This is a genomic window from Bacillus sp. Brlt_9 (assembly GCF_051948935.1).
GTDB lineage: Bacteria > Bacillota > Bacilli > Bacillales > Bacillaceae_G > Bacillus_A.
The window spans coordinates 865961-880798 of the sequence record NZ_JAYJLO010000002.1; the positions used below are offsets into that span (position 1 = coordinate 865961).

General features: G+C 36.6%; 14 protein-coding genes. 12 read left to right on the plus strand and 2 right to left on the minus strand.

The window, feature by feature from the left end; translation table 11 throughout:
- Window positions 1-130: 130 nt before the first annotated feature.
- A complete protein-coding gene (pyc, locus tag VF726_RS10890) occupies window positions 131-3577 on the plus strand; it encodes a pyruvate carboxylase (protein ID WP_166701972.1) in 3447 nt (1148 codons plus the stop codon).
- 86 nt (window positions 3578-3663) lie between these two features.
- On the opposite strand, the gene ctaA is transcribed toward pyc, so the two are convergent.
- Entirely contained in the window at window positions 3664-4599 is a 936-nt protein-coding gene (ctaA, locus tag VF726_RS10895; RefSeq protein WP_440167983.1) for a heme A synthase, read from the minus strand.
- Window positions 4600-5096: 497 nt separating this feature from the next.
- On the opposite strand from ctaA, the gene ctaB reads away from it, so the two are divergent.
- The 6 genes from ctaB (at window position 5097) to ctaG (ending at window position 11009) form a co-directional block, all read left to right on the plus strand.
- Window positions 5097-6020, plus strand: a complete 924-nt coding sequence (gene ctaB / locus VF726_RS10900; RefSeq protein ID WP_087958549.1) for a protoheme IX farnesyltransferase — start codon at window positions 5097-5099, stop codon at window positions 6018-6020.
- A 93-nt stretch (window positions 6021-6113) separates the two neighbouring features.
- On the plus strand, window positions 6114-7163 hold the full coding sequence (gene coxB / locus VF726_RS10905; protein ID WP_048530648.1) for a cytochrome c oxidase subunit II: 1050 nt from the start codon (window positions 6114-6116) through the stop codon (window positions 7161-7163).
- Window positions 7164-7223: 60 nt separating this feature from the next.
- Window positions 7224-9059 carry a cytochrome c oxidase subunit I gene (gene ctaD / locus VF726_RS10910; protein ID WP_176539115.1) on the plus strand — a complete coding sequence of 612 codons (1836 nt, stop codon included), beginning with the start codon at window positions 7224-7226 and terminating at the stop codon, window positions 9057-9059.
- The gene (gene ctaE / locus VF726_RS10915) at window positions 9059-9682 is read left to right on the plus strand and encodes a cytochrome c oxidase subunit III (RefSeq protein ID WP_000557861.1); all 624 of its coding nucleotides are present in this window, start codon (window positions 9059-9061) and stop codon (window positions 9680-9682) included. Before ctaD ends, ctaE begins: the two co-directional genes overlap by 1 nt.
- A gap of 3 nt (window positions 9683-9685) precedes the next feature.
- Window positions 9686-10018 carry a cytochrome c oxidase subunit IVB gene (ctaF, locus tag VF726_RS10920; RefSeq protein WP_000985699.1) on the plus strand — a complete coding sequence of 111 codons (333 nt, stop codon included), beginning with the start codon at window positions 9686-9688 and terminating at the stop codon, window positions 10016-10018.
- A gap of 85 nt (window positions 10019-10103) precedes the next feature.
- Window positions 10104-11009: a cytochrome c oxidase assembly factor CtaG gene (gene ctaG / locus VF726_RS10925; protein ID WP_440167987.1), complete on the plus strand. Its 906-nt coding sequence runs from the start codon at window positions 10104-10106 to the stop codon at window positions 11007-11009.
- Window positions 11010-11046: 37 nt separating this feature from the next.
- On the opposite strand, the gene VF726_RS10930 is transcribed toward ctaG, so the two are convergent.
- The gene (locus VF726_RS10930) at window positions 11047-11412 is read right to left on the minus strand and encodes a YugN family protein (RefSeq protein WP_087958552.1); all 366 of its coding nucleotides are present in this window, start codon (window positions 11410-11412) and stop codon (window positions 11047-11049) included.
- A gap of 206 nt (window positions 11413-11618) precedes the next feature.
- Between VF726_RS10930 and VF726_RS10935 the strand changes: the two genes are divergently transcribed.
- The 5 genes from VF726_RS10935 to VF726_RS10955 all read left to right on the plus strand — a co-directional run bounded on the left by VF726_RS10935 (window position 11619) and on the right by VF726_RS10955 (window position 14755).
- Window positions 11619-12653, plus strand: coding sequence for a CAP domain-containing protein (locus tag VF726_RS10935; RefSeq protein WP_166701977.1), 1035 nt, complete (start codon window positions 11619-11621; stop codon window positions 12651-12653).
- A gap of 175 nt (window positions 12654-12828) precedes the next feature.
- Complete coding sequence (locus tag VF726_RS10940) at window positions 12829-13278, plus strand: YlbD family protein (protein WP_440167990.1); 450 nt, start codon at window positions 12829-12831, stop codon at window positions 13276-13278.
- 11 nt (window positions 13279-13289) lie between these two features.
- On the plus strand, window positions 13290-13535 hold the full coding sequence (locus VF726_RS10945; protein WP_001200991.1) for a YlbE-like family protein: 246 nt from the start codon (window positions 13290-13292) through the stop codon (window positions 13533-13535).
- 82 nt (window positions 13536-13617) lie between these two features.
- On the plus strand, window positions 13618-14190 hold the full coding sequence (locus VF726_RS10950; RefSeq protein ID WP_440168298.1) for a histidine phosphatase family protein: 573 nt from the start codon (window positions 13618-13620) through the stop codon (window positions 14188-14190).
- A 115-nt stretch (window positions 14191-14305) separates the two neighbouring features.
- On the plus strand, window positions 14306-14755 hold the full coding sequence (locus VF726_RS10955; RefSeq protein WP_166701979.1) for a YlbF family regulator: 450 nt from the start codon (window positions 14306-14308) through the stop codon (window positions 14753-14755).
- The last annotated feature ends 83 nt before the right edge of the window (window positions 14756-14838 follow it).

Consider the following 14838-nt stretch of genomic DNA (forward strand, 5'->3'; position numbering starts at 1 on the left):
AGGTATGATGGATAAAAATAAAGTGAAGCTTTCTAAGTATAATATAATGTAGAAAGTGAAGAACTTCACGCTCTTTATGGTGTGTATATATTTTATCTCTAGAGTGGTAGGAAAGTAGAGGGGGAAAATCATGACAAAGCTGCAACGTATTCAAAAAGTATTGGTAGCTAACCGTGGAGAGATTGCAATTCGTGTGTTTCGAGCTTGTTCGGAACTTGGATTAAAAACAGTTGCAATCTATTCTAAAGAGGATAGTGGTTCTTATCATCGTTATAAAGCCGATGAGTCCTATTTAGTTGGGGAAGGGAAAAAGCCAATTGATGCCTATCTAGATATTGAGGGCATTATTGAGATTGCGAAAAGTAATCATGTAGATGCAATCCACCCTGGATATGGTTTCTTGTCAGAAAATATTCAATTCGCAAAACGTTGTGAAGAAGAAGGAATTATCTTTATCGGTCCAAAGAGTAAGCATTTAGATATGTTTGGAGATAAAGTGAAAGCAAGAACACAAGCGCAGCTAGCACAAATTCCAGTTATTCCTGGTAGTGATGGTCCAGTAGATTCAATAGAAGAAGTCGAAGAATTTGCTGAAAAGTATGATTACCCGATTATTATTAAAGCTTCCCTTGGCGGTGGCGGTCGTGGTATGCGTATTGTACGTACTAGTGAAGAATTAAGAGAATCGTATAATCGAGCGAAGTCAGAAGCAAAAGCAGCCTTTGGTAATGATGAAGTATACGTAGAAAAATTCGTTGAAAAACCTAAACATATAGAAGTTCAAATTTTAGCAGATGAAGAGGGCAATGTTGTTCATTTATACGAGCGAGACTGTTCTGTACAACGTCGTCATCAAAAAGTTGTAGAAATTGCACCTAGTGTGTCACTTTCAGATGATTTGCGTCAACGTATTTGTGACGCTGCTGTGAAGTTAACGAAAAATGTAAACTATTTAAACGCAGGAACAGTTGAATTCCTTGTAAAAGATGATAATTTCTATTTCATTGAAGTAAATCCACGTGTTCAAGTTGAACATACGATTACAGAAATGATTACAGGAGTAGACATCGTTCAATCACAAATTTTAATAGCTGATGGACATGCATTACATAGCAAAATAGTTGGTGTTCCAAAGCAAGAGGAAGTTGTTGTACATGGATTTGCAATACAATCACGTGTAACGACTGAGGATCCACTAAATAATTTCATGCCGGATACAGGGAAAATTATGGCATACCGATCAGGTGGTGGTTTTGGTGTTCGTCTTGATACAGGTAATAGTTTCCAAGGTGCTGTTATTACACCGTACTATGATTCTTTACTTGTAAAAGTTACAACATGGGCACTTACTTTTGAACAAGCTGCTGCGAAAATGGAACGTAACTTAAAAGAATTCCGTATTCGTGGTATTAAAACAAATATCCCATTCCTAGAAAATGTAGTAAAACATAAAAACTTCTTGTCAGGAGAATACGACACTTCATTTATTGATGCGTCACCTGAACTATTCTTGTTCCCGAAACGTAAAGACCGCGGAACGAAAATGTTAAATTACATTGGGACAGTAACAGTAAATGGTTTCCCGGGAGTAGGAAAAAAAGAGAAACCAATTTTCCCGGATGCTCGTATCCCGAATGTATTACATTCTGAGCCAATCCAAAATGGAACGAAACAAATTTTGGATGAGCGTGGAGCGGACGGATTAGTGAAATGGGTACAAGATCAAAAACGTGTACTTTTAACGGATACAACATTCCGTGATGCACATCAGTCATTACTTGCAACTCGTATTCGTACAAAAGATTTACATCAAATTGCAGAACCGACAGCGAGAATGTTACCGAACCTATTCTCAGCGGAAATGTGGGGCGGTGCAACGTTTGATGTTGCGTATCGTTTCTTAAAAGAAGATCCATGGGAACGATTACTAGATCTTCGTGAAAAAATGCCAAACGTTTTATTCCAAATGTTACTTCGTTCTTCAAATGCAGTTGGTTACAAAAACTATCCGGATAATTTAATTCAAAAGTTTGTAGAATGTTCTGCTCAAGCTGGAATTGATGTGTTCCGTATTTTTGATAGTTTAAACTGGGTAGAAGGTATGAGAGTTGCGATTGATGCTGTACGAGATACTGGTAAAATTGCAGAAGCAACAATGTGTTACACAGGAGATATTCATGATCCGTTACGTAGTAAATATGATTTAAACTACTATAAAAATTTAGCAAAAGAGTTGGAAGCATCAGGAGCTCACATTTTAGGTATTAAAGATATGGCGGGCTTACTAAAACCAAATGCGGCATATGATCTAGTTTCAGCGTTAAAAGAGACGGTATCGATTCCGATTCACCTGCACACACACGATACGAGTGGGAATGGTATATTAACGTATACGAAAGCAATTGAAGCAGGTGTTGATATTGTCGATGTAGCAGTGAGTTCTATGGCTGGTCAAACGTCACAACCAAGTGCGAACACCCTATACTATGCGTTAGGTGGAAACGAAAGACAGCCAGACGTTAATATAGATTCATTAGAAAAACTATCTCATTACTGGGAAGATGTACGTAAATACTACGCACCGTTTGAAAGTGGTATGAATGCTCCTCATACAGAGGTATATATGCACGAAATGCCAGGCGGACAGTATAGTAATTTACAACAACAAGCGAAAGCGGTTGGTTTAGGCGATCGCTTCGATGAAGTAAAAGTAATGTATCGACGTGTGAATGACATGTTTGGTGACATCGTTAAAGTAACGCCATCATCAAAAGTTGTCGGTGATATGGCATTATTTATGGTTCAAAATCATCTGACAGAACAAGATGTTTTAGAGCGTGGGCATTCTATGGACTTCCCGGGATCTGTTGTTGAAATGTTCTCAGGAGATTTAGGACAACCATATGGTGGTTTCCCGAAACAATTGCAAGAAATTATTTTAAAAGGGAAAGAGCCATTAACAGTAAGACCAGGTGAATTATTAGAGCCAGTAGATTTCGACGCGTTAAAAGAAGAGTTATTCCATAAACTTGGACGCGAAGTGACGATTTTTGATGTAGTTGCATATGCATTATATCCAAAAGTATTTATGGATTACGAAAAAGTCGCTGAGCTTTATGGAAATGTATCTGTTCTTGATACAGCGACATTCTTCTATGGCATGAGACTTGGTGAAGAAATCGATGTGGAAATTGAACAAGGTAAAACGTTGATGGTTAAACTAGTATCAATTGGAGAGCCTCAGCCAGATGGAAATCGTGTTCTTTACTTGGAGTTTAACGGTCAACCACGTGAGATTGTTGTGAAAGACGAAAGTGTGAAAGCAACAGTGGCACAACGTGTGAAAGGAAATCGTGAAAATCCAAACCACATTAGCGCAACAATGCCAGGAACGGTTATTAAAGTAGTTGTAAAAGAAGGCGATGAAGTGAAAAAAGGCGATTCTATGGCAATTACAGAAGCGATGAAAATGGAAACGACAGTTCAAGCGCCGTTCAATGGTAAAGTGAAAAAAGTATATGTTAACGATGGAGATGCAATTCAAACGGGTGACTTACTTATTGAATTAGATCACTAAAATAGAAAAGAGCTGTGTAAATGCAGCTCTTTTTCTTTATTAAGAAAAAATACCTTGCCAATTCGGCAAGGTATTTTAATGTGGATTTATTTTGTTTGTTTAGAAGTTGATGCAGATTCTTTTGCATTCACTTTACTTCTTGTACCTAACATAACTAAATAGCACAGTACAGCAAACAAGCAAGAAATGAATAGTGAATGTAATAATGCCATTGCTAAACTAGCATTTGTATATACGACTAAAATTCCTACGATAGCTTGAAGTGTAACAAGGATAAATGAAATAATCCATCCCCAGTATACGACAGGCTGCTGCTTGTAATGACGAATAGCGAGAATCATCGCGTATAGTATCCAAGCGAAAATTAACATCGCTGCAACTCTATGTCCCATTTGAACCCATTCATGTAACTGAGTTGGCATAGGTCTATTTTTGCTACATAAAGGAAAGTCTGGACAGGCTAAGCTAGCTCGTTCGTGACGTACTAAAGCTCCTGTGTAGACAACGAGATAACAGTAAATTGTTACACCGTAAATATGAAATTTCATTTTTTTGTCCATAATAAGTGAACGTGCATCGAATTTTTGGTCAATTTCAAAGATCAGACACGTTAATAAAATAACAGAAGCAAATGAAATTAAGGAAATACCGAAATGGATAGCAAGTACAGCTGGCATTTGCCCCCAAACAACTGCTGCGGCTCCCATTAATGCTTGTGCAACTAAAAATACGAAGGATAAAATTGCTAACGTTTTTGTTTCGCGCACATGTTTATAATATTTCCAGGACAAAATACAAAGGAGAGTGACAAGAATTCCTGCTGATCCTGATGTAAGGCGATGACTTAGTTCAATAATAGTTTCCATTGATAAATTAGATGGAACAAATTCACCGTTACAAAGCGGCCATGATTTACCGCATCCTTGGCCAGAACCTGTTTTTGTAACTAAGGCGCCTCCTAATAAAACTATTAATAAATCAAGACTCGTAATGACTGCTAACCATTTAATAAAGCGTTGCAATCTCTTTCACCATCTTTCTGCTATGAAGTTATTGCGAAATATTTTCATTCCATTATGTATAGAATAAAACGCGCTAGTTCCTATGATATATAAAAAATAATAAAATAGCAAAGAAATGGCGGGTGGAGACAGGGGAGAGAAAATGGGTGTGGAAATAAGATGTATAAGGAAATTTTTAGGTGAAAAATAGGCTATTTTGAAAAGAAATGGGGAGAATACGTGTTAAATATGACAAAAAAGTTTATGATAGAAGGTAACATCATGTTATGATATGGATAAGTAAGAATTAAGTTTTTTACATTCGACACAAAAAGTTCATGTTTTCTTCACAAAATGTTCGGGAAATATGATTTAATATATTGGAGTATGGGCGTAGATTAGTAGTAGAATGGGTTAACAATGTTTCTACTGTAATAATATTGCTATATAGAAGCGAAATATTTCATTTGAAATAGGCGCAAAAAGAAAGATGAAAGTTTTAAGAGGGGGTTAAAGTGATGAACCATGCAACAAGTGAGCTGCATGATGAGTCTGCTGTTACAAGTGTACCGGAAACAACTCGGTTACAAGATTTAAAAGCACTCGTTAAAATGGGGATTGTAAACTCAAATACACTTACTGTATTTACAGGATTTTGGTTGGCATTACACTTTAATGGATTAAGTGTGATGGACAATCTGGATAAGTTATTCTTTACAATCGTTGGTTCTGGATTAGTTATGGCAGGGGTATGTTGTTTGAACAACTACATTGATCGAGACATCGATCCATTAATGGAAAGAACAAAGACCCGTCCAACGGTTACTGGAAAGTATAAACCAGGATTTGCACTTACATTTGGATTAGTTATATTACTTCTTGGATTTGTATTTTTATTATTAACAACACCAATGGCAGTATTAATGGGGTTTATTGGTGCTTTCACATATGTTGTTCTATATAGTTTATGGACAAAGAGAAAGTATACACTAAATACGGTTGTAGGTAGTATCTCTGGTGCAGTTCCACCTTTAATTGGATGGGCAGCAATCGATCCATCTTTAGGTCATCCAATTGCTTGGATGTTATTTTTAATTATGTTTATTTGGCAAATCCCACATTTCCTTGCATTAGCGATGAAACGTGTTGATGAATATCGAAATGCAGGAATTCCAATGCTTCCTGTAGTTCATGGATTTGAAATTACGAAACGCCAAATTATGATTTGGACAGTATGTTTATTACCACTACCATTTTATATGAGTGGACTAGGGATAACATTTATGGTAATTGCAACACTGCTTAACATCGGATGGATCGTTTTAGGATTTTATGGCTTCCGTAAGCAAGATGACATCAAATGGTCCGTACAAATGTTTGTTTATTCCCTAAATTATTTAACAATCTTATTTGTATCAATGATTGTAGTTACATTCTTCTAAGACAACAGCATAATTGGATTTCTTTACGTTGAGATTTACTTTACTTAACTATAAAGTACAATCTAATTCACAAGGAAAGTGGGGGTTGTTTGTATGAAGAAACAGTGGCGACTGCTTTCGTTCGTTTCACTGCTGGCTTTACTGTTAGGGGGATGCGGTAAAGCCTTTCAATCTACTTTAATTCCGCAAGGAGAAGTAGCAAAAATGCAATATGATCTACTCTTACTAGCAAGTGCAATCATGGTAGGAGTAGTACTAGTAGTTACTATTATTTTCTTATATGTAATTGTGCGTTTCCGACAAAAGAAAGGTCAGGAAGATTATATTCCGGAGCAAGTTGAAGGGAATCACAAACTAGAAATTATATGGACAGTTATTCCGATTATTCTTTTGTTAATCTTAGCTGTTCCGACGGTTACATATACATTCAAACTTGCTGATGTAAGTGCGATGGAGAAAAAGAATATTGATAAAGATACTATCGTTGTTGATGTAACAGCGAATCTTTATTGGTGGGAATTTTCTTATAAATCAGAAAAAATAGTAACTTCTCAAGATTTAGTCATCCCCACAGGTAAGAAAGTGTATTTGAATTTGAAGGGTGCCGATATTAAACATTCGTTTTGGGTTCCATCTTTAGCTGGGAAAATGGATACAAACACAGATAATGTGAACAAAATGTGGTTAAAGGCAGATAAATCGGGCACTTATAATGGTTTTTGTACAGAATTTTGCGGCCCATCACATTCTTTAATGCAATTCAAAGTGAAAGCTTTAGATGAAAGCGAGTACAAACAGTGGCTTGCTGATATGAAGAAGATTGATGGGAAGAAAGAAGTAGCTTCAACGAAGGCGCAAGAAGGCCAAGAAATATTTAATAAAAGCTGTATTGGTTGTCACGCAGTTGGATCTAATGATAGTAGACCACCTTCCGCTCGTATCGCACCAAACTTAGCAAACTTTGCGGATCGCGATACAGTTGCCGGTATTGCCGAAAACAATGAAGAAAACTTAAAAAAATGGCTGAAAGATCCTGAAAATATGAAACCAGGAAATAAAATGACTGGTAAATATGGCAACTTAACGGATGATCAAATTGATGCATTAAATGCATACTTACAAACGTTAAAAGTTGAAAAGTAAAGAGGGATTATTCGCGAAGGGGAGGTTGAAAACGTGAGTTCTGTAGCAAAAAAACAGGGGATGGGTGCTGTCATATGGGATTATTTAACGACAGTAGACCATAAAAAGATTGCCATTCTCTATTTAATTGCAGGTGGATTGTTTTTTGTAATAGGCGGAATAGAAGCTCTATTTATTCGCCTTCAATTAGCGATTCCTAACAACGCTTTCCTTGTTGGGGATGCTTATAATCAAGTATTAACGATGCACGGTACAACAATGATTTTCCTCGCAGCTATGCCACTCGTGTTTGCATTTATGAACGCCGCTGTACCACTTCAAATTGGTGCACGTGATGTAGCGTTCCCGTTTTTGAATTCACTTGGATTTTGGTTATTTTTCTTTGGTGGAGTATTTTTAAATTTAAGTTGGTTTTTAGGTGGAGCACCTGATGCAGGATGGACATCTTATGCATCTTTAGCTTTAGCTTCTAAAGGCCATGGTGTTGATTTTTATGTACTCGGCTTACAAATCTCTGGTATTGGTACATTAATTGGAGGTATTAACTTCCTTGTAACTATTATTAATATGCGTGCACCTGGGATGACGTATATGCGTATGCCGATGTTTACATGGACGACATTTGTAACATCTTCACTAATATTATTTGCTTTTCCACCGTTAACTGTAGGATTAGGACTATTAATGCTAGATCGTTTATTTGGAACAAGTTTCTTTAATCCAGCATTGGGCGGGAATACGATTATATGGGAGCATTTATTCTGGATTTTCGGTCATCCAGAAGTATACATTCTTATACTCCCAGCTTTCGGAATATTCTCAGAAATCTTCGCGACATTTTCGAAAAAACGATTATTTGGTTATTCGTCGATGGTGTTCGCGACAGTATTGATTGGATTTTTAGGATTTATGGTATGGGCGCATCATATGTTTACTGTTGGGCTTGGTCCAGTTGCAAATGCTATCTTCTCAGTTGCAACAATGGCGATTGCAGTACCGACCGGTATTAAAATATTCAACTGGCTCTTTACAATGTGGGGAGGAAGTATTCGTTTTACGACACCGATGATGTGGGCGGTAGCTTTCATTCCATCATTCGTAATGGGAGGAGTTACAGGTGTTATGTTAGCATCTGCACCAGCGGATTATCAATTTCATGATAACTATTTCGTAGTAGCTCACTTTCATTATGTAATCGTCGGCGGTGTTGTATTTGGTTTACTTGCCGGAGCTCATTATTATTGGCCACTAATGTTTAATAAAGTATTGAATGAAACGTTAGGGAAGATAACATTTTGGCTATTCTTTATCGGTTTCCATTTAACGTTCTTTATTCAGCATTTCCTTGGGTTAATTGGTATGCCACGTCGTTACTACACATATCTTGAAGGCCAAGGGTTGGAAATGGGGAATATGATTAGTTCAATTGGAGCGATATTTATGGCTCTTGGAACGATCGTTCTTCTATTCAATGTAATTAAAACGACAGTTTCAAAAGAAAAGGCTGGTCGAGATCCATGGGATGCACGTACATTAGAATGGACAATGCCAGCGCCTACACCAGAATATAACTTTAAACAATTACCATTTGTTCGCGGGTTAGATCCGTTTTGGATTGAAAAACGTGAAGGGAATAAAGAGATGACAGCGGCGGAACCAGTTGGTGATATTCATATGCCGAATCCATCATTTTCACCATTTGTCATTTCTTTAGGATTGTTTATAGCGGCATTCGGTGCAATGTATATGCAGGGTGGAAAAGATAAGTTTTGGTTATTAGTAGCAATTATCGGTTTAATCATTACATTTGGTGCAATGTTCCTACGTTCAGTAATCGATGATCATGGATATCATATTCATAAGGAAGATTTAGAAGATAAGGGGGGCAAGGCATAATGCATGTAGATGAAAAATTAACGAATGAAACATTTCCAGCAGAGCCTGAAAAAGCAACCCTTGAGGGGAAAAATAAGTTTGTCGGTTTTTGGTTATTTCTTGGAGGCGAAACAGTATTGTTCGCTTCCTTATTTGGCACATATTTGGCGTTAAAGAATTCTACAAATGGTGGACCAACATCTCAAGAGATGTTCCAAATGCCACTCGTTTTCATTATGACGATGCTTTTATTAACGAGTAGTTTAACGAGCGTATATGCGATGTATCATATGAAAAACTTTAACTTTAAAAAAATGCAACTTTGGCTACTCGTAACAGTGCTGTTAGGTTTAGGTTTTTTAGGATTTGAGATATATGAGTTTTATCATTATACGCATGAATTTAAGCATACTATGAGAAGTAGTGCATTTGGTTCTGCTTTTTATGCTCTTGTTGGTACACATGGACTCCACGTATTGTTTGGATTATGCTGGATTTTAACATTAATCTTTAGAAATGCGAAGAGAGGTCTAAATTTATACAATGCACCGAAGTTTTATGTTGCATCGATTTATTGGCACTTTATTGACGTAGTTTGGGTGTTTATTTTCACTGTAGTATATTTGATGGGAATGGTGGGATAAACAATGGCGATAAAGCAAACGAATAATCCTAAAGTTGATCTTGTTTATCGGAAGAGAAAAAGTGCGGAGGAAATGAAGCATCAAGTTATTACATTTGCATTAATGATTTTTTTAACATTAGTTGCATTTGCAGCAGTAGCATATCCGAAAACTTTTAGTCCGACTTTCTCAGTACCATTTATTTTACTATTAGCGGTGGTACAAGTGATTTTTCAATTGTATTATTTTATGCATATGAGTCATAAAGGACATGAAGCAGCGAGTTTCTTTCTTTATTCTGGTCTGTTAATCGGGTTAATTACAATTTTAGCTTTTATGACAATTGTGTGGATTTGAAAAGTGAAGAATAAGGGAGCTTGTGTCGCCACAGCTCCCTCTTCATGTTATGTGAAAGGGTAACCTTAAGAAGGTAGGTGTGACAATGAGTAACTTGTGGATATTTGGTTTTCAAGCTCTATGGAGTCCGATCTTTTTACTATTTATGCTTTCAATCCTTGTCGGGTACTTTTTAATTATTGGGCCATATAGAATGCGATTTGAACATGCGACAAAGGTAAGTAAGAAGCAAGTTTTTTATTTTACGACCGGAATTGTACTTTTGTATTTTGTAAAGGGAGGGCCTATTGATTTAATTGGTCATATTATATTTAGTGCACATATGTTTGAAATGGCAGTCATGTATATTGCCGTTCCGCCGTTATTGTTGCTTGGTATACCAGTTTGGTTATATCGTTATATTACTTCTTTTAAGTTCGTGCAAATTATATTGAAGATATTTGCTCAGCCACTTATTGCATTGTTTGTATTTAATGGCCTGTTTTCTTTTTATCATTTACCAGTTGTTTTTGATACAGTAAAACAAAGTCAAATTGCTCATCCTATTTGTCTCGCTATATTGTTCTTTACAGCAATCATGATGTGGTGGCCGATGCTAAATCCATTACCAGAATATCAAACGTTAAGTGATATAAAGAAACTTGGTTATATGTTTGCTAACGGTATATTATTAACGCCAGCTTGCGCGTTAATCATTTTTGCGACGGCACCGTTATTTGCAACGTATACGGATTCGGCTGCTTGGATGAAGGCGATGGAGCTATGTGTACCAGCAGGAACTTTATCTGATTTAAATATAACTGGACCGGAATTTTTACACTGGATGCCGGTCGTGCAAGATCAACAAACAGGCGGCATCATTATGAAAATTGTCCAGGAAATAGTGTACGGTACGATTATTGGCTATGTATTTTTTAGGTGGGCACGTAGAGAGCGTGAAAAGGATAAAGAACAGTTGCAACAATTACCTCCGTATTTACAGACGAAATAAAAATGAGTGCATCATACTTGATGCACTCATTTTTATTTTATTCAATGATTTGGAATTCTTTTAACTCTTTTTCAACATTTTGTAGGAGTTGTTCGCTTTTTTGAAGTACATTCGTTGGGAAAGTTTCACCATCACCATATTCAACGCCGTGAGGATAATAATGTTTGCCTAATAAGGGAGGAAGTAGCTTTATTTCAGCGTGTCTACTACCAACGTCACCTTCAACAGCTAAACCTTGTACGCGTAAATAATAAACATCATTTAATATTTCGAATTTATAATCGTATGTAACTCGTTCATAATCCCATTGTCCAGCAAGGACAAAATGGTTTTTCTCCATAATCTCTGTTAATAGTGTTAAATCAACGACTGCCCCATTAAATTTCGTATTTGTAAATTGCATATAATACCTCCTTGTTTAATGTTACATCATTATTTTTATAATAGTATGAATAATAAGAAAGTGCAATTCATATTGAGAGAAAAGGGATAATCCAGACTTTTTTTACGAAAATATGATATAGTGAAAAGAGTACGGTACACACAAAAAAGGAAAGAAAAGGATTTGTGTATATCTCAATTTTATGTTTTGTGCAGGAGGTATATCGATTGAAGAAATTATTGCGTATCGTAATGATTACAGTTTTAATTTTAGCTGTTGATTTATACGGGAAATTACTCGTTTCACAATATATATTAACCCCATCTCAATCAAAGCAAGAAAATAAAATTGTGAAAAAGAAAAAGCAAGTAAATGAAGACTCTTCAAATACGGTTTTAAATATGATTGGCGGGGACTCTGAAAATTTATTAGCAAAATGGGGAGAACCTTCTCGAATAGAGCCGTCTGCTTACGGATATGAATGGTGGGTGTACAGTCAAGATTTAGCTCAGTATGTTCAATTTGGGGTTGCTGAACGTAAAGTTGTAACGGCGTATGTTGCGGGTGAGCAAGTTAAAGTACCGCCTTATTATATAAATGAAAAGTATGAAGATGTGTATAAAAAGAATCCACTCTCTCATGAGATTTCGTTAAAAAGAGGGAAGAATAGTTATCAATTTGAGTTATCTGATACCGAAGTGATGGAACAACCATTAATACCTGTAGAAGATGGCTGGGCACAATTATATTTTGATCATTTTACACATGAGCTTGTTGGTGTTCGGTATATGGATGACGAAACGTTATTACGACAAAGACCGTATCAGCTTGTTTATTCAGGTGAATTATTAGCAGAACAACCATTAACTCCAGAGAAAATGAAACAAATAGAGAATGGAAATATGCAACAAATTTTTGATTTAACAAATATTATTCGAAGTCGTCATGAGTTGCCGTTATTAACATGGGATCAACAAACGGCAGATGTGGCTATTGGTCATAGTAAAGACATGAAAGATAATAATTACTTTTCACACGATTCACCTACACTAGGTACGTTAGGAGATCGTTTGCAGCGCGGGAAAGTAGGATTTCAACTTGCTGGTGAGAATATAGCTGCGCAACATAGTGATGGAATTGCGGCGGTGCAAGGTTGGTTAAATAGTGAAGGTCATAGAAAGAATTTGTTAAATGAACAATTTACAGGGTTAGGTGTCGGGGTATACGATAAATTTTACACACAAAACTTTATTCGAAAATAAAATGGAGTTTAAGTAGAGGGATGTACATCTCTCGGCTATTTACCCGTATTGTAGGTGGTAATGTTACCGCATGCAATTAGTAGGATAAAAAGGTGCATGAATCGTCTAAAAATAGGCGAACCATGCGCCTTTTTTTTCTTATTATATAGTAGATATACATGAAGAGGTGAGGATTATGCCGACAACAAAAGGACCGTTACATCCATCGGTTCAACAGTTTAAAGAGTTTGTAAACCATCACCCTAAAATGGTTCATGAAGTTAGAAGTGGTAATAAAACTTGGCAACAGTTTTATGAAGAATGGTATTTACTTGGTGAAGAAGATCCGATATGGGCAACTTTTAGACCGGATGGAGCACCTGCTTTTTCTTCAGTAAAAGAAAAGAAAAAAGAAAAAAGAAAAGAAAAAGATACTCGAACTGAAGAGGAAAAAGCTGCTGATGTGATGGGACAAATGCTGTCTTTCTTTAAAAAGCTAGACGTGGAACAAATGCAACAGCATTTAGCCAATGTGACGAGTGCTATCGGTAGTGTGCAACAAGCTTTTCAACAATTTCAAGGGAAGCCCGCGCAGCAAGAAGAGAGTACTTCCGAAAATAATCCATTTTTCTTTCAGAAGGATTAGGGGGAAAGCGGATGAGAGCAGAAATTATGGAGTTTATAAAGGCTGATGAGGATTTATCTCGGTATATTAGGGAGCAACCGTACTGGTATAGAAAACTAACAAGAAACCCGGAAGAAAAAGAGGCGTTTGAGTTAGCGGCTATGCAACATTTCAAAAAAACGATACCAGATAAAGTTGAGAAATTCCAAAATCAATTAGCAGTTGCCTCCATTATGATTGATATGTTTCAGTATATGAAGCAGCAAAATACAACATAATTGGAAGGGAAAACTATGTCCGTCATGCAGAACTTTTGATACAATAGAAGCGGATTATTTAAAAAGGAGTTGCAGCATGAGCATGACGGAAATTTGTTTAGTACGACATGGACAAACTGATTGGAATTTTCAAGAGATTATTCAGGGACGTGAAGATATTCCGCTGAATGAAGTAGGGAAGAAGCAAGCGAGTCAAAGTGCAGCTGCTTTACAAGCGGAGGCATGGGATGTAATTATTAGTAGCCCGTTAATTAGAGCACACGAAACAGCTAAGGAAATTGCAGGGGCAACTGGATTACAATCAATTTTATTAGATGAGCGATTTGTTGAACGTAATTTTGGTGAAGCTTCTGGGAAGCCGGTTGCGACTGTTAGGGAATTAATTGCAGCAGGGGAAGTAGAAGGTATGGAGCAAGATGAAGAGATTGTAGCGCGTTGTTTTGCTGCTGTAAAAGATGTTGCAGAGGCTCATTCTGGCAAACGTATTATCATTGTAGCCCATTCACATGCGATAAAAGCGATTCTACATGCAATTGCCCCGGAAGATATTTCGTTTAAGACACCGTTAAAAAATGCATGTATTAGCTATGTAAACGAAAATAGTGGGAAATGGGATGTTCTTAAATATAATATTGCAGAACATATTCATGTATAAATTTGTGTGGACATTATATAAAAATAGTTAGAATGATATCTTTCTATTTAGTGAGGCACTTCAATTAGTAGTTCTATTCTAAATGTGGTATGATGAATACTCGGAGGTGTCACTCATGATTGTAGCGACGCTGGAAAGCGTATTAATATTAGATAAGGCAGAGCAGCTTGCAAAAGCGATTATCTGTTCAGATATAGCAGAAGATTATCGTAAGTGTTATAAAGAATTGCATGAAGATATGGAAGTTCAAACGTTGATTCAGCAATTTACAGCGATGAAAGAACGATATGAGGAAGTGCAACGTTTCGGTAAATACCATCCTGATTATACTTTCGTTTCGACGAAAATGAGGGAGTTAAAACGTTCTGTAGACTTACATGATAAGATTGCAGCTTTTAAACGAGTAGAAACGGCTTTACAAAAGTTGTTAGATGAAGTTAGTGTAGCAATCGGTTCTGAGGTGTCCTCTTCCATCAAAGTTCCAACAGGAAATCCATTTTTCGATGCTGGTGGCTGTGGTGGCGGTTGTGGTACTGGCGGGGGTTGCGGCTGTAAAACGGGGTAAATCACCCCGTTTTTTAGAAGATAGAAGAAAACGTATACAGAGTTTGTCCTGTAATGTCATAAATTTCTGATTGGTTTTCATAA

Bases quoted from the DNA above. Each gene is read 5' to 3' on its own strand.
- pyc (WP_166701972.1), top strand. From the start codon at position 131: ATGACAAAGCTGCAACGTATTCAAAAAGTATTGGTAGCTAACCGTGGA.
- ctaB (WP_087958549.1), top strand. From the start codon at position 5,097: ATGAACCATGCAACAAGTGAGCTGCATGATGAGTCTGCTGTTACAAGT.
- coxB (WP_048530648.1), top strand. From the start codon at position 6,114: ATGAAGAAACAGTGGCGACTGCTTTCGTTCGTTTCACTGCTGGCTTTA.
- ctaD (WP_176539115.1), top strand. From the start codon at position 7,224: ATGGGTGCTGTCATATGGGATTATTTAACGACAGTAGACCATAAAAAG.
- ctaE (WP_000557861.1), top strand. From the start codon at position 9,059: ATGCATGTAGATGAAAAATTAACGAATGAAACATTTCCAGCAGAGCCT.
- ctaF (WP_000985699.1), top strand. From the start codon at position 9,686: ATGGCGATAAAGCAAACGAATAATCCTAAAGTTGATCTTGTTTATCGG.
- ctaG (WP_440167987.1), top strand. From the start codon at position 10,104: ATGAGTAACTTGTGGATATTTGGTTTTCAAGCTCTATGGAGTCCGATC.
- VF726_RS10930 (WP_087958552.1), bottom strand. From the start codon at position 11,412: ATGCAATTTACAAATACGAAATTTAATGGGGCAGTCGTTGATTTAACA.
- VF726_RS10940 (WP_440167990.1), top strand. From the start codon at position 12,829: ATGCCGACAACAAAAGGACCGTTACATCCATCGGTTCAACAGTTTAAA.
- VF726_RS10945 (WP_001200991.1), top strand. From the start codon at position 13,290: ATGAGAGCAGAAATTATGGAGTTTATAAAGGCTGATGAGGATTTATCT.
- VF726_RS10950 (WP_440168298.1), top strand. From the start codon at position 13,618: ATGACGGAAATTTGTTTAGTACGACATGGACAAACTGATTGGAATTTT.
- VF726_RS10955 (WP_166701979.1), top strand. From the start codon at position 14,306: ATGATTGTAGCGACGCTGGAAAGCGTATTAATATTAGATAAGGCAGAG.